Annotated in this window: 22 protein-coding genes; 7 read left to right on the top strand and 15 right to left on the bottom strand. The window is 48.8% G+C overall.

The window, feature by feature from the left end:
• Positions 1 to 44 precede the first annotated feature (44 nt).
• Positions 45 to 1,121, top strand: coding sequence for an ATP-binding response regulator (locus V5G28_RS00425; RefSeq protein WP_336229288.1), 1,077 nt, complete (start codon positions 45 to 47; stop codon positions 1,119 to 1,121).
• A gap of 11 nt (positions 1,122 to 1,132) precedes the next feature.
• On the opposite strand, the gene V5G28_RS00420 is transcribed toward V5G28_RS00425, so the two are convergent.
• From V5G28_RS00420 to V5G28_RS00405, 4 genes are all read right to left on the bottom strand, one after another.
• Positions 1,133 to 2,074 carry a ParB/RepB/Spo0J family partition protein gene (locus V5G28_RS00420; protein WP_336229286.1) on the bottom strand — a complete coding sequence of 314 codons (942 nt, stop codon included), beginning with the start codon at positions 2,072 to 2,074 and terminating at the stop codon, positions 1,133 to 1,135.
• The gene (locus tag V5G28_RS00415) at positions 2,061 to 2,666 is read right to left on the bottom strand and encodes a ParA family protein (protein WP_336229285.1); all 606 of its coding nucleotides are present in this window, start codon (positions 2,664 to 2,666) and stop codon (positions 2,061 to 2,063) included. Before V5G28_RS00415 ends, V5G28_RS00420 begins: the two co-directional genes overlap by 14 nt.
• A 102-nt stretch (positions 2,667 to 2,768) precedes the next feature.
• Positions 2,769 to 3,563, bottom strand: a complete 795-nt coding sequence (locus V5G28_RS00410) for a tyrosine-type recombinase/integrase (RefSeq protein ID WP_336229282.1) — start codon at positions 3,561 to 3,563, stop codon at positions 2,769 to 2,771.
• A gap of 106 nt (positions 3,564 to 3,669) precedes the next feature.
• Positions 3,670 to 3,861 carry a hypothetical protein gene (locus V5G28_RS00405; protein ID WP_336229281.1) on the bottom strand — a complete coding sequence of 64 codons (192 nt, stop codon included), beginning with the start codon at positions 3,859 to 3,861 and terminating at the stop codon, positions 3,670 to 3,672.
• A gap of 154 nt (positions 3,862 to 4,015) precedes the next feature.
• Here V5G28_RS00405 and V5G28_RS00400 point away from each other — a divergent pair, with 154 nt between their 5' ends.
• The 3 genes from V5G28_RS00400 to V5G28_RS00390 are packed head-to-tail and all read left to right on the top strand — an operon-like array spanning position 4,016 to position 6,050.
• Positions 4,016 to 4,810: a DUF4058 family protein gene (locus tag V5G28_RS00400; RefSeq protein WP_336229280.1), complete on the top strand. Its 795-nt coding sequence runs from the start codon at positions 4,016 to 4,018 to the stop codon at positions 4,808 to 4,810.
• Positions 4,810 to 5,352, top strand: a complete 543-nt coding sequence (locus V5G28_RS00395; protein ID WP_336229278.1) for a hypothetical protein — start codon at positions 4,810 to 4,812, stop codon at positions 5,350 to 5,352. Before V5G28_RS00400 ends, V5G28_RS00395 begins: the two co-directional genes overlap by 1 nt.
• Positions 5,352 to 6,050, top strand: coding sequence for a hypothetical protein (locus V5G28_RS00390; protein ID WP_336229276.1), 699 nt, complete (start codon positions 5,352 to 5,354; stop codon positions 6,048 to 6,050). The genes V5G28_RS00395 and V5G28_RS00390 overlap by 1 nt, the downstream gene beginning before the upstream one ends.
• A 49-nt stretch (positions 6,051 to 6,099) precedes the next feature.
• Here V5G28_RS00390 and drmC read toward each other — a convergent pair whose 3' ends face one another.
• The 8 genes from drmC to V5G28_RS00350 all read right to left on the bottom strand — a co-directional run bounded on the left by drmC (position 6,100) and on the right by V5G28_RS00350 (position 17,581).
• The gene (gene drmC, locus V5G28_RS00385) at positions 6,100 to 6,897 is read right to left on the bottom strand and encodes a DISARM system phospholipase D-like protein DrmC (protein ID WP_336229275.1); all 798 of its coding nucleotides are present in this window, start codon (positions 6,895 to 6,897) and stop codon (positions 6,100 to 6,102) included.
• 14 nt (positions 6,898 to 6,911) lie between these two features.
• The gene (locus tag V5G28_RS00380) at positions 6,912 to 8,786 is read right to left on the bottom strand and encodes a DUF1998 domain-containing protein (RefSeq protein WP_336229274.1); all 1,875 of its coding nucleotides are present in this window, start codon (positions 8,784 to 8,786) and stop codon (positions 6,912 to 6,914) included.
• Entirely contained in the window at positions 8,783 to 12,670 is a 3,888-nt protein-coding gene (drmA, locus tag V5G28_RS00375) for a DISARM system helicase DrmA (protein WP_336229273.1), read from the bottom strand. Before drmA ends, V5G28_RS00380 begins: the two co-directional genes overlap by 4 nt.
• Positions 12,655 to 12,795, bottom strand: a complete 141-nt coding sequence (locus V5G28_RS00370) for a hypothetical protein (RefSeq protein ID WP_336229271.1) — start codon at positions 12,793 to 12,795, stop codon at positions 12,655 to 12,657. The genes drmA and V5G28_RS00370 overlap by 16 nt, the downstream gene beginning before the upstream one ends.
• Complete coding sequence (locus V5G28_RS00365) at positions 12,792 to 14,879, bottom strand: UvrD-helicase domain-containing protein (RefSeq protein ID WP_336229270.1); 2,088 nt, start codon at positions 14,877 to 14,879, stop codon at positions 12,792 to 12,794. Before V5G28_RS00365 ends, V5G28_RS00370 begins: the two co-directional genes overlap by 4 nt.
• Positions 14,880 to 14,966: 87 nt before the next feature.
• Positions 14,967 to 15,317 carry a DUF6527 family protein gene (locus tag V5G28_RS00360; RefSeq protein WP_336229268.1) on the bottom strand — a complete coding sequence of 117 codons (351 nt, stop codon included), beginning with the start codon at positions 15,315 to 15,317 and terminating at the stop codon, positions 14,967 to 14,969.
• Between the two features lie 3 nt (positions 15,318 to 15,320).
• Positions 15,321 to 16,748, bottom strand: a complete 1,428-nt coding sequence (locus tag V5G28_RS00355) for a ThiF family adenylyltransferase (protein WP_336229267.1) — start codon at positions 16,746 to 16,748, stop codon at positions 15,321 to 15,323.
• Complete coding sequence (locus V5G28_RS00350) at positions 16,745 to 17,581, bottom strand: multiubiquitin domain-containing protein (RefSeq protein WP_336229265.1); 837 nt, start codon at positions 17,579 to 17,581, stop codon at positions 16,745 to 16,747. The genes V5G28_RS00355 and V5G28_RS00350 overlap by 4 nt, the downstream gene beginning before the upstream one ends.
• A 210-nt stretch (positions 17,582 to 17,791) precedes the next feature.
• On the opposite strand from V5G28_RS00350, the gene V5G28_RS36530 reads away from it, so the two are divergent.
• From V5G28_RS36530 to V5G28_RS00340, 3 genes are read left to right on the top strand one after another with little or no spacing between them, the layout of a single operon-like run.
• Positions 17,792 to 17,980, top strand: coding sequence for a helix-turn-helix transcriptional regulator (locus V5G28_RS36530; protein ID WP_442994191.1), 189 nt, complete (start codon positions 17,792 to 17,794; stop codon positions 17,978 to 17,980).
• 8 nt (positions 17,981 to 17,988) lie between these two features.
• On the top strand, positions 17,989 to 18,117 hold the full coding sequence (locus tag V5G28_RS00345) for a hypothetical protein (protein ID WP_336229264.1): 129 nt from the start codon (positions 17,989 to 17,991) through the stop codon (positions 18,115 to 18,117).
• A gap of 18 nt (positions 18,118 to 18,135) precedes the next feature.
• Positions 18,136 to 18,654 (top strand): ImmA/IrrE family metallo-endopeptidase, encoded by a 519-nt coding sequence (locus V5G28_RS00340; RefSeq protein ID WP_336229263.1) that lies wholly within the window; start codon positions 18,136 to 18,138, stop codon positions 18,652 to 18,654.
• Between the two features lie 12 nt (positions 18,655 to 18,666).
• Here V5G28_RS00340 and V5G28_RS00335 read toward each other — a convergent pair whose 3' ends face one another.
• The 3 genes from V5G28_RS00335 to V5G28_RS00325 all read right to left on the bottom strand — a co-directional run.
• Complete coding sequence (locus tag V5G28_RS00335; protein ID WP_336229261.1) at positions 18,667 to 19,290, bottom strand: Uma2 family endonuclease; 624 nt, start codon at positions 19,288 to 19,290, stop codon at positions 18,667 to 18,669.
• Between the two features lie 48 nt (positions 19,291 to 19,338).
• Positions 19,339 to 21,858 carry an Eco57I restriction-modification methylase domain-containing protein gene (locus V5G28_RS00330; protein ID WP_336229259.1) on the bottom strand — a complete coding sequence of 840 codons (2,520 nt, stop codon included), beginning with the start codon at positions 21,856 to 21,858 and terminating at the stop codon, positions 19,339 to 19,341.
• 120 nt (positions 21,859 to 21,978) lie between these two features.
• Positions 21,979 to 22,187 (bottom strand): hypothetical protein (locus tag V5G28_RS00325; RefSeq protein WP_336229257.1); only part of this gene is annotated, 209 nt, incomplete at its 5' end.

The raw sequence follows: 22,187 nt of genomic DNA, 5'->3' as shown, positions 1-22,187 counted from the left end.
GATCAGGTTTGCTTCATCGGGAGCAAAACGCATTCTGCTGGTGAATGCCCTTCCTAATATCTTTCGTCCCATGCGATCGCTGCTCAGGAAACGGGGGTATCGAATTAGACAGCGCTCATAGCGGAGTAGACGCACTGATTCAGCTTGAACAGTCTCCACCTGACTTATTACTGCTGGACACGGCCACTGCTGATATAGACGGTTACGAAGTGACCCGACGAATTCGACGGAATGCTGAACTACCTTTTTTCCCAATCATGTTGGTAGCAGATCATAATCATGCCAGTGTGGTTAAGGGTTTAGCATTAGGTGCAAATGATGTCATCCGCCCTACGGTAAAAAAGCGAGAGCTATTTGCCAGAATTCAGTCGATGTTAAAACTGAAACACAGTATCGATGAGCAAATCAGGATTAATCAACAGCATGAAGACTTCATCGCTAGCCTGACTCACGATCTACGAACCCCGCTCATTGCAGCAGACCATATGCTGCATTTGTTACGTCGAGGTACTTTTGGTAAAACGTTGCCCGAAATGCGAGATTCTTTAGAGCAGGTTGTTCAAAGCAACCAAACTTTGCTAGAGATGGTAGATACTCTTCTGGAGATTTATCAGTATGAAGCAGGGTGCAAAAATCTTCACTTTCATAAGGTTGACCTCTGGGAATTAAGCCAAAGTGTTGTTAGAGAACTAACTCCTCTGGCTATGACTAAAGGCTTGGCGTTGAACCTAACCTTAGTAGGAACCACTGACGAAACATCCTTGTGGGTGAGGGGCGATCGCCTGGAGCTTCGCCGCCTACTGACCAACTTGGTCGGCAATGCCATTCGTTACACTGACAGTGGCTCAGTAGAGCTTCGCCTACAATACATAACTCGTGATTCTCCAGAAAATAGTTCTATCCTCTTGGAAGTAGAAGATACAGGAATTGGTATCGCTCCAGAGGAGCAGGAGTTTTTATTTGAACGATTCAGGCAAGGGAATCACCATCGACGAGGAAATGGCTTGGGGCTTTATCACTCTCATCAAATTGTGCAAGCCCATCATGGCACCATCGAAGTTGAATCTGAAGCTGGTAAAGGAACCCTCTTCGTAATTCGGTTTGATTTATTCCAGGAATAGAACCTCAAGCGTCACTTAACTAAATCTTCTATTTCTTTTAGCAATGTTTCCAAGCGATCGCGTTTCTGCTGATTCTCCCAAGCATCCGTTTTTTTAAGCTGGCGACTTACAGCATTAAATCGCTTTAGATAGTCTGAAGGCTGAGAAGTAGCTTTCTGTGACTGAGACAACTGCTTAATACGATCGCGAATATCTCGAATTGAGAGATTTTGGGTGATTGCCTCTTGAAGTACTTCTTGGCGTTGCTCCTCATCCTTGAGTCGCGAAATGACTAGAGCTTTAGTGTACTCAATCTTGCCCTGGCGAATGGGCTCAAGAATATCTGATGACAATCCCAACAGTGGCAATTGGTTCAACACAAATGAACGCCATTTGATGTTAAGCCCTTCAAGAAGCTTGATAACGACATCACTCTCAGGTTGTCCTATAACGTTATAGGACGCACGACGGACATCATTATCCATCTGTTTAAGTAGCGCAATGACTGTCTCAACTGGCTTTTCCAGTTCTGCTGCCAACAAAGCCAGCGCTCCTTCCACCTCCTCAACTGGATTAAGGTCTTCGTGGTGTTTATTCTCAATGAGTTGAAGCTTAAGCAGCTTTTTCTCATCCGGTTTTTCAATCACTCTGACCGGAACCTTATCGAGGCCCGCAATCCCAGAAGCCCGATAACGCCGTTCACCAAAGACTAATTGATAGTAACCAGAGCGATCAGGAATCTCATAAACTGCAAGATCCTCCAAAATTCCTTCTTCAGCGATCGTTTGAGCTAGCCCATTCAGCTTTTCTACATCAAAATACTTGCGGACTTGATTCTCATCTCGCACAATTCGATCGCGAGGAATAAACTGGCGAGCTTGTGACAGTGCCTCTTGAGATTTTGTACCATTCTGAAGCTGAGGCTCCAGTTCTTCATCTTGAAGCGAGGTCAATAGCTTATTAAACTTTCCCATTCAAAATCTCCCGTCCAATTGCTACATAATCATTCCAGGCAAGCTTGGCACGGCGATCGCTGACATCACTGACTACCAAACCTTCTAACGCCGCCTTCTGAAAGGCCACAAGTTCCCGAACTCTGCCCTTGAATAAAGGAAAACCTGCGGCAGCAAGCATTTCTCTAGCATCATCTCCGTCCTTCCGAGGTGGGGGCGGCACACGAGTCAGTAGGACTCGATATTGCCCAGACCCTAAAACCTTCATTAAATGAACGGTCTGCATTAATGCATCTAACGACAAAACATCGGGTGTCGAGGGAAGAATCAGAATATCGCATCCGTCTACCAAATCTTTCAAATCTTCTTCGTCAGGGCGGGCTTGGGTATCAATGACAATGTGCTTAAAGTTTCTGCCGTACTTTGCTGCTTGCTGCTCACTCACAACTTTAAACGGGAATCCGTTTCCCCGCTTAGACCAACGAGTTGCAGAACGATTTGGATCACCATCCACTAGCAAGGTATCGCCATCTTTCTGCAAAAATGCAGCAACATGAACAGCCGTCGTAGTCTTGCCCACACCGCCCTTAAATGATGCGGTAGTAACGATCATGTTGTACCCTTCAAAGAACGTTCAATAACAATAATGTACTGGTTGAAACAGATCCAGTCCATAACGTTATCCCATTGTGTCAAAAAAGTTGTGATTTTTCGTTTATTCTGGTGCGTTTTCCCCAATAGATTGATAAAAAGCCCGTTCGGCCGCCGCACTAAGCGCTCGTTTTGCATACCGCTTAAAACTTGCTTCTGATTTATGGCGGGTCAGTGTCCGAGCATGAAGGCTTTCAACCCCCCGTAAGAGCAAGCCAGTAGCAAACGTGTGGCGTAACTGGTGAGGATGCACATTCAGCAAAGTCAGGATTTGTTTGAGTTCTGCCTCATTGAACTGTCCCCATCTATCCTGCAGATCAGGTTCCAGCTCTCCTTGCTCAATTCTTTGCCGCCGCTCTAATGCCAATTGAGCCTGCTCTGCTGCAATCTTACCCAAAGCTTTAACTGCGTAATATAACCCTTGATAGCCCAAACGCTGACCCACCCGGTTACGTCCAATAGACAAAAACAGGGGGCTATCAGGCGATAAGTCTCCCTCCTCAGAGCGATGCTGAACTAAATACGTGTTCAACTGTTCTCTCGCCTGACGACTGAGCGGGACTGTCCCCGTACTATCATCCTTAGCTTCTCGAATTGTTAGTCGGACACCATCGTAATCTTCCACATTCAAATTCACGACCTCTTCCGCCCGCAAGCCATGGCTGAGAACCGCAAATAAGGCCCGATCGCGCACTTCTGTCTCTCCCCGTTCCTCCAATGCTAAATACAGAGCCACAACTTCAATTTCTGATAAGTCCCTGGCAGGCGGTAGGGGAACCCGCTCCATCTCCACTGCCGTCGTCGGGTCATGGGCAATTTGTTCTGGGTAAGCTGCTCGAAACCAATCAAAGAAACTCATCAGAGCGGTCAATGCCCGATTCACTGAATTAGCAGACAGGTTTTGTCCCTGCAAATAGGCTTTGAACTGAGCAATCTGCCGAGGCGTGAGATCCGACCAAGCGCGATCAGTCCAGGTAAAGGAACCGCTTCAATTCCCGTCGATAGGCTTTTTGAGTGTTGTCAGCCAGCGATCGCGCCTGGAAATACTCCTCAACTCGGAGCCATCGCAAATCCGTCGGTCCCGTTAAGCGTGATGGTACTGGAGCCTGGGAAGCCACCAGGCGAACCTGGGGAAGTCCATCTGAGCCTGAAAACATGAGTAATGACCACGCAACTCAAGTTAGCTCTTTCAGTTTATGGCATTTCAAGTAAAATATCTATACAATATCTTATATACGACTAAACTACGACTAGGTTCACAGCGGTTAGGGTATACTGAATGAAAATCCTTGCACTGTGGGAGTTTAACGGATGCCGTCGCCCTTCCCTGGCATGAATCCCTATCTGGAACAACCAGCCTTCTGGTCGTCGTTTCACACTCGACTGATGGTGGCGATCGCCGATACGGTAGCGCCCCAACTGCGCCCCAACTATTACATTGAGGTTGAGACTCGCACTTACCAGGATCAAGAAGAACCCGAAGAAATTCTCGTGGGTATTCCAGATGCCGCTGTCTTAGCGGCTCGGTCAATCGATCAATTGGAGCCGTTGCGAGTTGAATCGGGTGCAACGTTAACTCAGAAACGACCCCGCTCCATTTTCTTGCCGCCAACCACCATTAAAGAGCGCTATCTAGAAGTTCGCGAAGTCGGCACAGATACGGTCATTACAGTGATTGAGGTGCTGTCACCCAAAAACAAGCAGAAGGGAAAAGGCAGAACGGCTTATGAAAACAAGCGCAGTCTCATTCTGGGCAGTCTCTCCAATCTGGTTGAAATTGATCTGATCCGGGCTGGCATCCCGATGACGATGATAGGAGAGGTGCAGCCGAGTGACTATCGCCTCATTGTAAGTCGTCGTTCACAACGTCCTCAAGCTGACCTGTATGACTTTGACTTGCGTGAACCCATTCCCAGTGTGCCGCTGCCGCTAAGACCCGAAGATGAGGAACCGTTGGTAGAATTACAGGCAATTGTGCAGGGTGTGTGCGATCGGGCGGGGTACAACGAACGCATCGACTATCGTCAGCCTGTTCCACCGCCCAAGCTATCAGAGGCTGATCAGCACTGGGTCGATGAGTTACTTGTCTCCCTCCGAGGTGCGTGATGGCACGTCCCGATCAGGAAAAATGTCGGCTTTGCTCTAAGCTTGACTCCCAGGAAGCCCAACAGCGTCATGGACCGAATGGGGATGGATGCTGGAATCCGAACGTCTGTCATAATCGCCGCTCCTACTATCGCCACCGGGGAGTTCGGAATCATGTCCGCAAACAACGACGACGCGGACAGCAAACGGAACAAGCGCTATCAGAACCGAACGTTTCTACTTCGATAAGGGTGGCAACCTTAGAGGTACTGGCTCCAGCCGTTCCTGCCGCTGTCGTTCACTGGTATCGCATGACCAAGGATTCACCGCTGCATGCCCTAGGCGCAGAACTCTGGATGGGGAACGATCGGGTTGCCAAAGTTGAACCCATCCACTGTTTGGGGTTGACGGAGTTGCAAGTCAAAACACTGCTGGTTCGGATTCTCGATGTGTTTTCTCAGCACAGTGGGATCAAATTAGAACGCTTTCGTTCCTCAGTTGAACTGCATCCCCAAAATTGTCCGATTCGACCCTGCCCACTCTATCCAGAGGTTAGGCTGTAATGGAAGTGCAGCAGTTAGAGCTTGATCTCTGGCAGTCCCTGGAGAAAGCCTCTCGGTTTCCAGAGACGGCGGATTTGCGATCGCTCTGTTACGCGCTAGAGCAAACCCTTTCTCATCAATCTTTAGCAGAGCAGTTGACTGTCGCAGGGGATGTGTTGGTGCAGCTCTCAGAGGTTCATGCTGCGCGGGCAAATCTCTTGATTTCCGGGTGGGAGCGTCGGCATAACCCGGCTGAGCCAGTGGTAAATCTAGAGAACTGTGTCGATCTGTTCGTCCAATCTTTAACGCTGGATGTATCAGAGCTGTTTGAAGAACCAGAGCCGATTCAGTACCCTGCCAACCGCAAGAGAACATCATCTCAGGAAGAGGGTTCGATCGTCGGAGAAGTAGATAAAAATGCGTTGTTGGATTGGGTAGACCAAATGACAGCAGCGCAACCACTCGATGAGCTAGAGATGGCGGAGCAGATTCGGGATCTAGCGCATGGGGAGAATGTTGAAGAGTGGTCGAGGGCGATCGACCAATATCTTCAGCGTTTCGGCTCAACCATTCGTCTACCTGATTTACAACAAGCTTTAAAAATGCCGATCGTCGAGTTATGGCTCGGTTTGCTATTAGGAGGACACCCTTTAGAACAGCAGGGTGAATTTTATAATAGGAAAACTCTCTGGATTACTGGTGCTAACAAAGGAGTATAGCGGTATCAGTCCAGTTGAATGTATGAAGGTCATTCATCTATTTACACCATTACCTGAGTAATGAAAAAACGTTTTGATGAATGAGTTGATTAATATGGTTACTAACACAACTGGCTAGAGATTCACTATGGATAAGTAGTCCCATTTCCATATTCAGAGTTAAAGCATACCCAGTTAAATTGGCACTGGAAATAAGCAAATCATTGCCGTCTGCGATCGCGCACTTCATGTGAAGTGAACCGTGTTTGCCGTCTTTGCCTTTAGGGCGTTTAGACTTCTCCCAAATAAACACCTCAGATCGCTGGGCGACTTCTGCTCCCAATCCTGCTACAACTCCAAAAGGAACCTTACCCTCCCCAACTTCTGGAGTTTCGGCAATAATCTGCAAGTGTACTCCTCGATCCAGTGCGACAATCAATGCTTCTGCAATATCGGGTACTTTGTAGACCGCAAAACTGACAATCGTTAGTTCTCGTTGGGCTTCTTGAATCAACTGTTTGAGAACCTGCTCTGTTTTCCGAACAGGGATATTGGAGACATCAGGACCTGTCCAGACAATTTCGGCGGAAAGCGCAGAGTGGGCCGAGGCGATCGCATAAGCGGCTGAGCGTAACGCCAAGGCAATAGACTGGCTATCTAAGTTTGTTGATGCCTGATGCCAGTCCTCCAAAAGCTCAAGAACAGCCCGCCGAAAATTGAGGTTCGGCAACTGACTCAGTACCCTAGCTTTCAATGCTTCACTGTAAGACCCTGCGGATTCTTCCAGAAAGTCTGCCAGAGAATTCAATGCAATCGGTGGTAGTTCTTTCGCAACCCGGTGAATTGAACTGAGTAATTTTGAGTTCACGGGGTGGCTCTCCATTATTGAAAGAATGCCAACTGTTGACGATGTAGCGTTGGGACAAGCAGCGATCGGTCTAAGAATTTATTCCCTCTTTCGCATGAAGTTTCAGGACTAAATAGACAAGCATGGCAGGCTGCCCAATGTAGACAGGCATTGCCTTGAAGTGGGTCATGTTCTGCACAGAGAGGGTCAGAGGCGCAGAGGCGTGTTTGCTCTAACGCTTGGGCAATGTGGTGCCCCAAAATTGCAGGTTCTCCCAGACTGACTAATCCCCCCAAGGTTCCTTCACTATCTGGTGCAGCGGTATAAATCAACAGTCCTGCTTGTGGTCCATCTTCGTCTTTGACTGGCTTGGAATAGAGCCTTTCACGCAAACTGGCTGCATTGTAACCACACTCGATCGCCAGTTGCCGCATCAAGGCATGGGAGAAGGAATGAATCAGCATATAGCGAATGCCAGGAAATCTAATTTTCAGTGGATCAAGTCCTCTGTTTTGGCACCAACGTTTATGTGCCTCCCATGTCTGGCTTTGGTGTTTGCTGACGGCAGCTTGCTGCTCCCACTGCTCCAGTGACGGTTCATCAAACTGCAAGAAAATTCCCTCTCCTTTCACTTCAGTCGTTGGAACCCACTGGGGAGCACTCCGGCTCAGCCTGACTCGATATTCCTCTGGGATTTCTCCAGCGTCTTCAAAATCACCGGGAGATTGAATCCGGGTGAAGCCGATCAAGGATTGAACCTCCCGGAGGCGTTCCACTAAAACAACTTGAGTAAACCATTTCTCAAAGCCTTGAGGCGGTGGAACTGGACGAAGCTGAAAATCTTTCGTGTTTTTACTGGAGTCTGCCGTGGAGAAAACTTCCCACTCCGGAGTCCTTAAGTCATGAGTTGTGTCACTCTCTGAGCTTCCTGCTTGCCGCCTTTGGATTTCTTGCCAAATATCATCAATTGAGTATTTGGCGAATTCTTGAAGTTCACCGACCGCTTGAAATGCATCCAGTAGAATTTTGAGAACGTCGGCGCTAGTTGCCTTACTCAGCCGGGTCCAGTATTCACCCACCAACTCACCCAGTTTATTAGACGCAGTCGGAATCGAGAGCGCAGACAAGCTAATGCCGAACCAGCTATTGGAAGCACCGAGCAAAATCCCTCGCATTTGTTGATCACAGCGATCGTCAAAGCTACGGAGATGGGGATGTCGTCCCCGACAGCGAGGCATTGTTTTTTTACCTTGCTCTCCAAAGGCATCGGATAATCGACGGGGTGACGCGCCACAGCCCTCGCCTTCGCACTTGACCACAATATCAGCTGCCGTCCCCGAAACTCCATATTCTTCCAGTCGCAAAGGTCCCCGGCAGTTCGTATTACCGCGATGGACGAAGTACAGCCAGGGAAAGTCATCTAAGTGTCCGTGTTCGCAGGCAACCAGGAACCGAGCGGGTATCACCTTGGGAGGTTTCCCTGGTTTACGGCAATTTTTGTGGATGTAATGGCTTTCTTGAGGACGGTAGGGATTGGACTTGAGTTCAAAATATCCCCCCTGCAAGGGAGCTAGAAAACGACAGTAGGGACAAACCATCCAGGCTGGAAAGGGCGCTACGGGAATGCCAATCCGAGCGGCTTCATCAAAGGGGTTAAAGCCACCGGAATCCTCCTGCAAAGACATAGGAGGAGATTTTAGTTGCTTGACCTGCTTGCCTAACTCTCGGCGCACGGCTGTCAGAAGCCGTTCCTCGGCAACCTCAATGCCATAGCGGTCAGCCCAATCCTCCAATCCCAGCACCATGACAGAGAGATTTGGGAGGTCAACCACTGCCCCAACCCCATAGGAGAAAAGAATTTGACTGGGGCGAAGTTCCCCAACACGGTACTTGTAGTTTGCCTGGGTCATAGTTCAGATGGGTCAACAGACATGGGTTGAGGTAGACGGCTAAAGTCTTCATCAGGGACGCTATCGGTGAGAATGAGTCCGATGGTTGGCTCCACGTTTCTGAGGGAATTGAGACAGGTAAACTCTTGCCAATCCCCTTTTCCGGCAGGCTTCAAAAGGTCGATCGACGTACCATCCTTTGAAGCAACCTTGTATTTAAGTGTGCCGCCACCTGGGGTGTTTTGAGCACTGCTCAACCAGACATCGAGCTTTGATTTCAGTTCTTGCTGAACGTAATCTGCAACTTTGGTATTGGCTACTAATCCAGCTCGCTGTACGATCGCGTCGATCGCAGCCTTTAAAAACGGATGGTTCGATTGAATTCTTCCTGCATGATGGTTGGGATTAAAGTCTTGACCCGATAACCGGATCAAAGAAACGAGTAAAGCACTGAGTCCCCGGTACAGAGCACCCGAGGAAAAGGGCGTGACTGATAAGGCTTCAACGTGTTGGTAAAATGTTGCATGGTAATGAGCAAACCGCTCATAGTGTGACAAGTCTCTGGGACGTGCCCAGTTATAAACGGTAATGACTAAACCAGGATAAGTTCTTCCAACTCGCGAGGTTGCCTGGATGTACTCAGCCGTATTTTTGGGCTGTCCACAGACAACCATCAAGCCTAGCCGTTTCACATCCACTCCAACAGAAATCATATTGGTTGCCAAAATGACATCTAACGGATCACGTTTGTCTACCTTCTGATTGTTCTTTCGTCTGGCACGGTTTTCTGCTTCTTGCTCTGGATCAAATGTCGTTTCCATCCAATCCAAAATGTCTGGAATTTCAGTTGAATCCTTACGGGAGGTCAACTCATCCATCAGCAACCGGGTTCGTTTGGCTAATCCCCGCCGATCCATCTTGGCAAGCCGAGACCGAATATCATCATCTACTAACCGCCGAGTTCCGCCTAATTCTCGTAGGGAGTTAAAGTAGCCAACGAGGGTCATCCAGGGGTCAGCTTTTGTGCCATAGCCTTTAGTTTCATAGAGATACTGAGAGGTCGATAGAGCGGCAACATAAACTCGAATCAAGGCGGCCTTAATTCTGCGACCAGGGGCACAAATACCTAGATAACGACGACCAGGATACTCTTCGCTAGGTTGCCGTTGGCGGGAGAAAAAGTTGTCTTCAATGTCTAGTCCTTGTGGGGGAAAGACTTGCACTTTGCGGAGAAACAAATTGTGAACTTGAGCATTCGCCTGTCGAATCGTGGCAGTTGAGGCAACCACTTTGGGGCGGACTAATTTTCCATTCACTGTCCAAGAGGCAAGCTGATCAACCGCCGTTTCATACAGTCCGACCAGGGTTCCCAGAGGGCCACTAATCAGGTGAAGCTCGTCCTGGATGATCAGATCCGGGGGACGTAGCAATGGATGCGATCGGGTTTTAGCAGCAGGTAGCGTGCTGGTCTTTTTGTGGGAATCCTTATCATCTAAATCAGGAGAACGGAATCCATGCCGTTCACATAACCCATTCACTTGCCCAAATAGCATTTGAACTTCTCCTTTCCAGGGCATTTGGGCAAATTTATCGACGGTGGCAATCAAAAGTGTTGGTAGGCGACGATAAATCTCCTCGTCAACCACCACCACAGGAAGCCCTTCACCTTTTGAGAAGAGGCAGCGACCCAGTGAATCACCACAAAAAATGAGAGTACGCCCTTCACCTTTTTCTACTGAAGTTACCTGAATGTGCTTACCGGGTTCAATCCGAGTCCCACACCAGGGGCAGTTTGTGAGCTGATGGGGAGAACCGCCCCGGTACTGCTGGTGCTGTCCCCGAATTTGTTTAACAAACTCCTCGCTCTGAGCTGTATAGTTTGGGGTGCTGCGTTCCCCAACCCAAAGCCCGATCCGAAAAGGTTCTTTACCCCATTGATCCTCATCATCGCGACGGATTGACTCACAGGCACAAATCAAAGCAGTGGCTCGCTGAAACTGCTGAAGGGTTAGTAGTCGCAGCGTATAACGCATTAAAACGGCGACACCAAACTCACCACTTCGACCTGCGATCGCCCCCTGTAAACGTCGTAGCCCAATCGTATAGGCTGTCAGCCCCAGATAAGCTTCAGTTTTTCCACCGCCAGTTGGAAACCAGAGCAAATCAGCGATCGCATCAGTCGGATGCGTTCGATCTGGGTGATGTAGATCAGTCATACTGGGCAAGTTCAGCAGGATGAAGGCAAGCTGAAAGGGATACCAACGACGGTTCTCATACTGGTCGATTGTTTCCAGAGTCGTCTCGTTCCCTTGACGTTTCTGCTCTGAATAAAGGGAGTGAACCCGCTGTTGCCACATTGCCCGGTTCATAAACCGGAAAGCCTCGGCTGCTTGAACATCGGTCTGAAGCAGGGACACGCCTTCCTGAATCCGTTTAAGGGCAATCCGGCAATTGTGGATGACAGTCGCAGCCGGATCTTGATAAGTCAGTAACCCAGATGCCGGATCTGAGATTCGGGCTTCTTGCTGGTCAATCCAGGTTTTATAGGCATTGATCAAGGCCATTAGTTTGACAGAAAGGCTACCTATCGAGGTTTCTGATAGCTCTTTCATATCCAGGACTAACCCTACAAGTTCTGGAATCTCCTCTGCGGTTGGAGGGGTTGTCTTCGGTACTTCATAGACTGGAACCACACTCGTTGAGAGACAAACTGCCTTTTCGGTTGTATGAGAAGCCAGTTCTGCTTGAACGCTAACGCCATGCCCAACAGCAAATTCAACTTGCTTACGGTAAAGCATTGCCATTGCCTGCGCTTCAGCCCGGATCACTGGGTCAATATTCTGAACAGTCGTCGGCAATGGATTACGAATAAAGATAGGTGAGCGGTCAGGTGCCCGGACGCTTAACTCCGGTTGAAATAACCATGCTTCGTCCCGACGTTGCTTGGGTTCGTGCTGTCCATTCACGAGAAATAGCGTAATAATCCAGTCTCCGTTATCCTGTTGCCGCGATCGCCCCTGAACATAGACATCGGGACCTGCTTCGCCCATCACAGCCCAGCGGAACGCTTCGCCATCTAAAGGCAATACGGTACTGCCTCCCATTGGGCAACGTTTCCAGACCAGTTTGGCATTACCGTCTTCCTTTGGAAATTGACTGGCTTCTCGGCGGTAGTTGCCCCATTCTGCTGTGATTTCAATCGCTTTGGCTTCACCGCTGACGCAGAAAGTCATGCCAAGTGAGGAAGGAAACATCGCCGGGGTAGAGGTTGCAGTTGTTTCAGTGGCTCCCTCCTCCTGGTTGCCCTTGTCGGCGATCGCCAATTCGTCTTCCTCTTCAGGCTGCTCACCTAAGATTGTTGCTTGGCGATACTGAGGAGCCAGCAAGCCAACCAAATACCGATCCTGAACACTGTCCTCCTCTACTTCTTCCTCCTCACCCTGGACTGGTCCCCGTAAATCCTTGAGAATGGCATCCTCTAGTTCAGCCCGAATGTCGTAAGCAAATGGAATTCTTTTTGATAGGAGCGACTTCGTTACCTGTACGTCAGATGAACTGCTATCTTCTGTTGGATCAACCGTTTGTTCATTTGTCTTTGAAGATTCCTCAGCAACCTTTTCTTCGTCTTGTATATATTGAAGTTTCAATAAAGTTCCCTGACCATCGGAAGCTTTCCCCTCGGAAGGAACCAATTCGGCTTTAAACAAGCTGTCCTGTTGCCAGATTTGAGGTGTAACCTTTGAGGGATTAGCAGATGATTTCTGACGCGATTTCTTGGGCTTTGTAATCGCTTGTTGTGAAAAGAAACGGCTAATTTCTCCCATAACAGAATCTGCCATTGACCCATCAACGCCCAGGACATCCGCATCGTTCGACAGATCCAGCCCGTTTAGAAGCGTCGCCAAGACTGACTCTGAAACAGATACAACCGCACTCCAATCCAGTTGGACTTGCGATCGCGTAGCTGCTGGTTAACAGCCACAAGATCGAGATCACCGGGGAGAACAGCAGACAGTCGAAGGCTCTTCATGCGTTACCCAAATTCCAAAACTGAGGATCAAAGTCTTGCAGCAGGCTACCTGGCTGATGAGCCGGAACGAGAACCATCAGGGCGCGCATGGCTCTGGTCATACCCACAAACAGGGTGCGACGTTCACGAGCCAGCATCTCTGCAATTTCCTCGTCTGATAGTTTCTTGGTGACTGCCGAAAAGGGGGAGTGTAGAAAACCTGCGATCGCCACGATTGGAAACTCCAAGCCTTTCGCAGCCTTCAGCGGCAACACTTTAATGCCCTTACAGTTCAAGTTTAGTTCTCGACTGGTCATAAACGTCGCCTCAACTCCCAAGTAGTTAAGCTGTCCTACTATATTCTTGCCAGATTTTTCAGTCGGCGTTAGTATAGCGCAGGCTCCTATCCCCAGGCGAAACTCGCGAGCGGCAGTGCGACAAAACTGAGCCAATAGATCGCCTTCGGAAGGGCGATCGGCAACAGCGCGGACTACTGGTAAGGGACCTGTATGGATATACAGCCGTTCAATGTTGTCTTCGTCCAGAATGCCTTCCTGCAAGTAGGATTGAGCGGCTTCCCCGACTTCTTGAGTGGTGCGATGATTCATCCTCAAAATGCCTGTGCGTCCAACAAATTTAAGGGAGTGATGTACCTCAGACCACCGGAAGCTGTTGCCGTAAATCGATTGATTCGCATCAGCGGTGATGAACAGCCGATTCGGTTCGCGGCAAAGCCCTACCAAAAAGCGCAGTACAACGGGACTGAGATCTTGGGCTTCATCCACCACAACCGCGTCATAGACAGGCGGATCTGGCATAGTGTGAAGGCGATCAAGGGCATAAAGCCGCATCTGTGCCCAGGTTGCTATTCCCTGATCTTTCAGTAACTGATTGAAATGCAGCCGCAATGTCCAAATTGCCTGTCGCTGAGATTTGTTGAGCGAGATGTTGCGACCTGTACGGGTAGTCTCTTGATAATCTGCCAGAGTCTCAATGCCCCGTGCGTCAATGACATCTGTTAATTCCTCAAGCAAATACTCTGGTTGGAGCCGTTGCAGGATGAGCCGCTGTGCCTGTTGTTGTAGAACATTGCCTTCTAGAGCGGTGATCGCTTGAGGAATGGCTTGTCGCAATAGCTTGCTTAGTTCGTTAGTTTGAGCGATCTGAAATTGCTCAGTGGCATGGCTGATGGAGGACAGCAGCGCATCAGCCGTTTTGACCTCTACAAAACGAGCATCCTTGCGCAGAAGTTGTTGCAGCAGTTGCTCTGAGAAGGTAACCAGGGCATTGGTGTAGGTAGTGAAAAGAATTCGGGGTTGGCTAACACCGTTGGCTTGAAGCTGTTTGAGAATTTCACGGGTGCGATAGAGTGCAACGGTACTTTTTCCTGTACCTGGACCTCCTTTGAGGAGGGTTGGTCCTGTTGCATTAATTGCCCAAGTAACAAATCTCTCTTGTTCAGGATTAAGTTTGAGGAGAAAACCCAGGAGATCCCCTTCCTTGAAGCGGAGTAGCTCATCAGGACTGCCGGTAACGAAGCTAGGTTGGTTAAGGACTTGATCGAAGTTAGGTGCGGTGATGCAGTCAAACAGACGATCGCGCACTGCCCCTGGCACAGCGGCTTCTAACAAGTCATCGAAGGTACGACAAGCAAGGAGGGTAGGAAAACAGGTTTTGGGAATGAACAGGCGATCGAGTAATTCCTCGGTTAGTCCAACGGGCAAAAGGGTTTCCACTTGAGACGGTTTAGATTCAGGTGGCAGCACCTTTTCAGGGGCTAATAGATTTTCAAGATTGGCAAAGGCAGCGACATTGACCTCAGTTTCTTCCGCTATCAGTTTGTCGCCCTTATAGATATCCTTACGGGCATCAACTCCAAGCAGGGCAACCCAACCATCACCGTAGGTATAAATGATGCGGAAATCTCCAGACCGCAGGCGGTAAATATCGCCTTTATAGCCGTGCAGCTTTTTCTTCAGCTTACCGTGGGGCTTTGGGTCATCCCGCAAAACCTCGATTTTCTCCAATATTTGTATGACTCGCTCTTTGGGGATGGCGAGGAGTTGGTTGGTGAAGGTAGGCTTATGAATGATCTCGAAGGGCATTAGGGGTAATTGTTATGACCGCCTCTTCTAGTAAACCCACTTAATTCAGAAATGGCTATTTCTCACCAAGGCATATTACAGACTCAATCAATCATCGGGGCACCAGTCAACGCGTCCTTGCCGAATCCAGAAATGGCAGCGGCACTCGTTGAGTTGCCTAACTGAAGGATGAATGGTGGGTCGTCCGAGCCAATCTGTAGAAACCGCCCAGCGAGGACGTTGAGCTTTATTCAGCGGCAGTAAGATAGTCTCACCACAACCTCCAGGGCATCGAAAACATGCCCACTTCTGATACTTAGCGTCACCAACCACTAGCATCATTCCTGGCTTAACTTCTTCAGGGGTCGGATGGGTGGGCACGATTTGGGCAGCAAAATCTGGTCTAGGGATAAACCGGAGCCACGTTAGTAGTTGTTGGGCAAAGGTACGAAATAGCATGGCTTACCCCACTAGATTGAGAAATGGGTCAACATCCCCTCTGCCCCAGTACTCCACAGATCCGCAAACTGGGCAATATGGGTCAGGATTAGCTCCTTGCCGTCGATCTTCCATGAGGTGAAATTTGCGTACCCGCTGGGCAACTGAACCGTTTTCTCCTCGGAAACCCTGAAGTCGATGCACCAGTTCTTCGATCGCCATGATTGCCACATCAGTCGTGAACAGAACAACAGCGGGACTAGGATTGCCTTCACCCAAAACGTAGGCTTCTGCCTTTCGGCGTTCATATTCAGTGGGGTTATTTCGCTTGAGAGCTTCATCGCGTGCGATCGCAGGACTGATAACTCCTCGGCAGAGGAGACAAGTATGACCAGGAACGAGAGCAGTCACCCGTCCGTCCATTGCCTTGATTTCTGGTGGCTCTGATGGCGACACCTCAATTGCCAAACCCATATCAAAAACGGGCGTGACATAGTAATAGGCATAGCGATTAAGCAGCAAGCGTCCGGCGTGATCATCCGTACAACCGAAAATGATGTCGCAGGCTTTAAGGGCATCCCGGCATTCCGGATCACCAATCCAGGACTGGTATGTTTTCACCTGCATTCCCAAGCCTAACTCCGTTAGCGATCGCGCAATGACCTCCACTTTGGGACTCTTCGCGTCTGCATCTGCTTGGGTGGCACCATACAGACGGTTCAAATTGCTTTCCTCGACAATATCTTTGTCAAAGAGGGCAATACGTCGGCATCCCATTTTAGGCAGCAGCATAGCAGTGGCACTGCCAGTTCCTCCGCAGCCGACAATCCCTACTCGCAGCATTGCCAGGTCTTGCTCCAGCACTCTCCCAAACGCTAACGCTTGCCTTTGGAGGATGGGAGAAGATTGCCCCTGCCCTCTTCCTGGGTAATGGAGTCGGATCGATTCACCGACAACTGAGATTAGACGAAGCGGAATCCACTGCTGTTGACTGGTCCAAAGGCGACCAACCAGCTTTTCATCTGATGTCAAAATAAGGCTCAGGAGTGACGTGTTCTCTCCGTTTCGATGCTGGGCTAGCTCGACTAAATCGGGTTCGTTGGCATCGTCCTGATCAGAAAATTCTGCAAAGCCCCCTGTATGACTGTGCATAAGCGCAACAGTTAAGCCTTGCTCCTGCGCCCGTTTTAAGGTTCGCACGAAGGAATCAGTTTTCCAGGTGATGTGCTGATCAGAACTCGAAAGGACTTCATCCTCCGGAACAGGGAGAATATCGTAGGAGAAGAATTTACGATGGGGATGCCCAGTCCAGGGGTCGAGCGAGCTTGATGACTCCCCACATAAAATGTAAGCAGCGCGTTCTACTCCATCCTGGTGGATCAGGAACTCCTTAAGACGGTTCAGGTGACGTTCCTGAATTGTCAGGCTAGCAGTCAAACTGGACGTTATCATGCTGCCACCTCCAGGGCGTGTTCCACTCGCTTCAGCATAGTCCAAATGCCATCTACCCCCGGTCGCCATTCGTTGTTATGGCGGGACCAGCGTTGCCACTGCTGTCCGTTGAAAGGAAAGGGCTGGTCGGCGGCTTTTGGGTATTTGGCAATTTGGGCTAGCTTGATCCAAGGAAGAACAAAGAACATATCTGGTGGCGTATCGGGATAACCAAACGGCAAGAGAAGCAGAAGATCGGCTTGCCCAGCATCAAAGCGCCCCGAGGGAAGAGGAAAGCCCCGCATGATCACCCCTTTGTTGGAGCCATCAACGATTTCATCGCATTGCAGCCCTCGACCCGCAAGGTATTCCCGATCTTTCGCAGGTAGAAAGCTGTTGCCCTCGGTGGTGGTTTTCTTACCCGTGAAGAACCGTTCGACTCCTGGCTGTTGCAGGTCAACCAATTTGTTGTCTGCGATCGCCCGATCTTCTGCGCCTCGAACTTCGAGCCAGATGCCGTAGGTTGCAGGATCGACACCCGCTAACTTTTTCAACTCCAGCCCGTTGATCAGGGGTCTGCCCCACTCAAATCGCCGACCGTCAATCACCAACCGGAAGGAGCGATCGCTCTCGAAGGTAATAAATCGCTCCAGCTCTGGCTTACGGAGATCGGTAGTTTCGTCAAGCCGAATTTCTTCTAGTTGACCACCTTGGAGCACCTGAAAAATCAGGTATTCATCGGCAGGTCTCTTTCCGACCACGTCTAGAAGCTGAAGCCCTGTAATAACGGGGTCTTCTACAGAATACGTTTGCTCATCGATTTGGATACGATAGGTTTCTTTCAATCTGCTCATACATCCTCCTTTTTAGGAAAAGCACTGTGTGTAGATAGCGAGGCGCATTTAAACGCTACCAATAGCGTTTACTTCGTTTTGAACCTGGCTTGCATGTAAGCTAACAGACCTTTTCCTATATGTCAACTACAAAATCAAATTACAATGTCAATATAGTTGACATGTTTATGAGATTGACATTGGCTTGTGTTAAGCGCATACTCTAAAGTCATGCGAGTAAAAGAAGACCTTCTCTATAAAAAAATCGGTGAACGAATTAGAGATCGGCGCACTAAGGCAAAGCTGACACAGGGTCAGCTAGCTGATGCGATCGGGGTGCTACGAACTTCAATCACTAATATTGAAGCGGGCGACAGAAAGCTCCTCTTCACGTCTTATACGAGCTTTGTACTGTTTTAGGTGCAGAGATGACAGAGATTTTACCCACTGGATCGGAGGTGGTTCAAGATAATGTGATGTCCATTGAAATCGGTGGACGTGTCAAAACGGTTCCACCCAAAAGTGCTGATTTTCTCCAGCAGCTATTAAAGGAGTAGACGGGTACTAAAGCACTTATGTCAAAGGCTAAACAAGCAGCTTTAAAGATACTTAAACGCTATGGATTTAATCTTCCTATAGATGTTGAATCTATTGTGAAGACAGAGGGGATTTTGATTCGTAAAGAAGAATTAGAAGATACTGTATCGGGGATGCTAGTTATTAAAGATGACCAAGCAGTTATTGGTGTTAATTCAAAACACCATCCTAATCGTCAAAGATTTACGGTTGCCCATGAATTTGGGCACTACTTGCTTCATCGCAATTTATCAAGTGTTTTCTTTGATGAATCAGTTGTGTTTTTTAGAGATAAAGAAGCAGCAGAAGGTATTAAGTATCAAGAAATTGAGGCTAACGTCTTTGCCGCAGAGCTTTTGATGCCTGAGTCAGTTCTAAAAGCGCGAATTACAGAACAGCCTTTGGATGCTTTCGATGAATCAGATGAATCAGCCTTTAAGAAATTAGCTTCTGAATTTGGAGTAAGTGTTCAAGCGCTTACTATTCGTCTCACTCGGTTAGGTTTAATTAGTGTTTAGAACAACCAAACACTAAACTTCTGTCATGGCAACGATTTGAGCGATCGCCAACTCTAACTGCGGAAATGTTGGAGAACTAATGGTGGCTTCTCCTTGATACCGTTGTGCCTGGTATTCACCATCGATGAGGCGGTTGATGGTTATCGTGGGTTGTTTTGGCGACCCGATATACTGAACGCCACCCAGCCCTGCGTAATCAACGATCCAGTACTCCAGGACTCCTAAGGTTTCATACTCGTTTAATTTGATGCGGTAATCGTCTCGCCAATTGGTGCTGATGACCTCGATCACTAAGGGCGGTGGGATGTAGGCAGCAGCAGAGGCAGAGCTTTGACGCATTCTGTCCCATTCTTCTTTGGCAAACACGACGATATCGGCTTTACGGCTCGACTCATTTTCACCAGGAGCAGGGTTTAACCGAACTTGTTTACTCTGGCGGGGAACGTAAGGGAGGTTTAAAGATTGGCAGTGGTCAATCAGGAAGCGGCATAGCCCATCGACGACATCTTCATGTTTCGCGGTGGGTTCACTGAGGGGCATAGCAACTCCATCGACTAGCTCGAATGACCTGCCGGAGCCGTCATCCCAGTTGAGAAATTCCTCAAAGGTTAGTTTTTTTTGGACGATCGCAACCATTGCTATTGACCTCTGGCGCGGGTTGACTCTCTGCTGTCTGTTTCTAGCTTAAAACAATTTGCCTTGCTGCACGGTTTCTGGCTCAATCACCCCTGATTTTTTACCCTTTGTCTTCTGCCCTTTGCCTTTTGACTTCTTCTTATCGTGCAAGCCCTGGGCGACTTCTTCGGCGTAGCGTTGATGGTTTAACTCCAACAGCCGATCGAGCACTTCGCGTCGTGCAGTTTCGCTGATGGTGAAACGGATGCCCTGTTTCGTCTTATGAAAACCGTGCCCTAAGTCGAGGTCTTGCCAACTGTAGGCAGCGGCTACTGCCTGATCCATCTCAATATGCAACTCTCGCAATGTCTGAATATCACTCGCTGTCTCGTTGGCATCATGGAAGCGGTTGTAGGTTTTGGTGAGTCCTTCCTGACGCTCGCGCATGATTGCCTGACGATGGGTGTAGTAGATTTCACCGATCGTGTTGAGGGTTGGGAACTGGGTGCTGAGGTCTGAGGGATCGGGTGTGGGGAAGGGGAAGGTTTCAAAAACATCTGATGGAGCATACCGGATATCAGTACGCATAGTAGAGCAATAATTCAAAACCCATGCTTCATGCAAAGAAGCTTGTAGAGCAGCAAACTGGCAGTATTCAGAAATTTGGATAACAACATGAGGCGCAGAATAAACTATATCTCCAGGAGCAAAACCAAAACCTAAATATTTGCTAGTAAATCCATGAAATAGAACTTTTTCGTATCCTTGAATTGCGGAGTAGAGTGCAGGACACTTCTCCGCATACTGCCACCATCTTTCTCTTCTTTCCTTTCGGTTATTATTATCTCGTTCAGGTTTAACTCTCTGTCTGACAATCTCTAAGCAATCTGCATAGTCTGAAGCGTAAGGATGCCCTTTAGGATTCTTTGGATCATCATGTTCAGCATCTAAAGCCCAATCGAAAAAGTTGATTACCCAACGGCTTGGGGACTGATCTGGACGGGAGTTGAAGTCTTCACCGCTCAAAAAAGGATATAGAACGTCTTTATTTTTATTATTCTTTTCGATTAGCTTATAAGCTTCATCAGTAGTAAGAACAAAACCAGTTCCTCCGGTTTGAGATCCAATAAAAGATATTCCTTTATTTGAAATAAGTCGCTGATGCTGTCCTGTAACTTTTCCTGACACCTTTAAAAGAGATGTAATATCAGGTACAGTCTCCTCATCCAAAACAACCTCTCCTAACCAAGAATCGCGATATATCCAGACGACAGACACCTCCACATTTGCAGAAGTACCAAACCACTTCTGACTAGATACTGCACGATAAATTGAACTACCCTTGTCAAGTATGTGCAATAAACCAACTTCGCGAGTATCTCCTTGAGAAATGGTGTTAGTTGCTAGTAACCCAAAACTTCCTTGAATAAGTTCTTGTACTCTCAGAAAAAAGTATGCACAAATATCAGCACTTCCCTTTTTTCCTTTAGAGATCTGTTCAACTAAAAAATCTCTATAGTTACTACCTAATATTCCAGAAATATTATTTCCTTTCATAAACGGAGGATTGCCAACGATCGCCGCAAATCCCTTCGGTGCATCTTCCTGCAAAAACACTTCAGGAAACTCCAGCAGCCAATGAAACGGTTTTCGAGGGGTTTGATTCTCTGGATTGCCCAAATTCATCATGCGTTCAGTCTTTGCCAGAATCGCGGCAATCTCCCGGTTGCGCTTCTCGGCATCGGCTTCATCCAACGCCTCAATCACCACCTCCGCCAACACCTGAATTTCCTCATCCGTGAGGTCAGAGGTTTTGCCCGCCTGCGCCAATGCCTCCGCCACCAAAAAATCACCCACATGCCGCACATGGGCGATCGCTGCTTCTGCCTCTCGGTTGAGCTGTTCCTTCTTCTGAATATCGGTAATCACGGAGGAACTAAAGTTTTCTAGCTCTTGTCGTTTGGCGATCGCTCGTTGCACAAAGGGTTTCCAGCGATCGGACACCGTTCTCAGTTGTACCGCTTCTTTTTCAGGATTCAGCTTTAAAAACTCGATTTGCTCTGGTCTGGTAATCCCCAACAGCGAATCGCCCCACTTCAGCGCATGATCCACAAACGTAAACGGTCGCCCCTTCGCCAGCGTAATCAGCCACAGCGACAACTTCGCCATCTCGACGGCTAACGGGTTTTTATCAACTCCGTAAAGACAGCGATCCGCCACAATTCGCCGCGCCACCACTAACCGTTCATCGGCATCTTTTGGAATCGGGCACTCCTCCGGCAATGCTGCCGACAGCGTTCCCTCTGGCGCAATCACCACCTGTCCCGGATGCTCTGCCTCCATCTGCTGCCAAGCTTCCACCAGCTTCTCAGCCAAATAGCGACAGGTCTGCACCAAAAACGCCCCACTGCCCATCGCCATATCGCAAATCTTCAGTTGCAGGAGTTCCGCAGGCGATCGCAACCGCCACGCTTCCTTCGGCTTCCCCTCTGCCACGCCCTCATACACCAACGGCTCCAGCGTATACTGCACAATCTCCTCAGTTAGATTGCGCGGCGTGTAGTGCGTTCCAGTCTGACGGCGATTCATCCGCTGTCACATACACACTGCCTGCTGGAATCACCACCGGGTAGTCTAATGTATCGAACCGAATCAGCTTGGCAAAAGGGAGGATGCGATCCAACAAGGTGCGATCGTTATTGCAAGCAATCAGTAACCGCTGCCGTGCTTATTATCTTGAGGTGTTTCTCCTGTTCCACTCGATTGGCTTGCTTGAGTGGCTACAGCCTTCTGCAATGCCGCCAGCGATTTACCCGTTTGCTCCTTCAAGAAAGCGACCAGGGCAGTTTCCCCTTTGCCGCCTGTGCCTCCAACGCTGCCAGTGAAATCTCCGGCTCCTTGTCCTTTGTCCCTACCAA

The organism is Scytonema sp. PRP1 (assembly GCF_036697665.2).
Lineage (GTDB): Bacteria > Cyanobacteriota > Cyanobacteriia > Cyanobacteriales > Nostocaceae > Kalymmatonema > Kalymmatonema gypsitolerans.
This window is presented reverse-complemented; position numbering and strand designations above follow the sequence as displayed.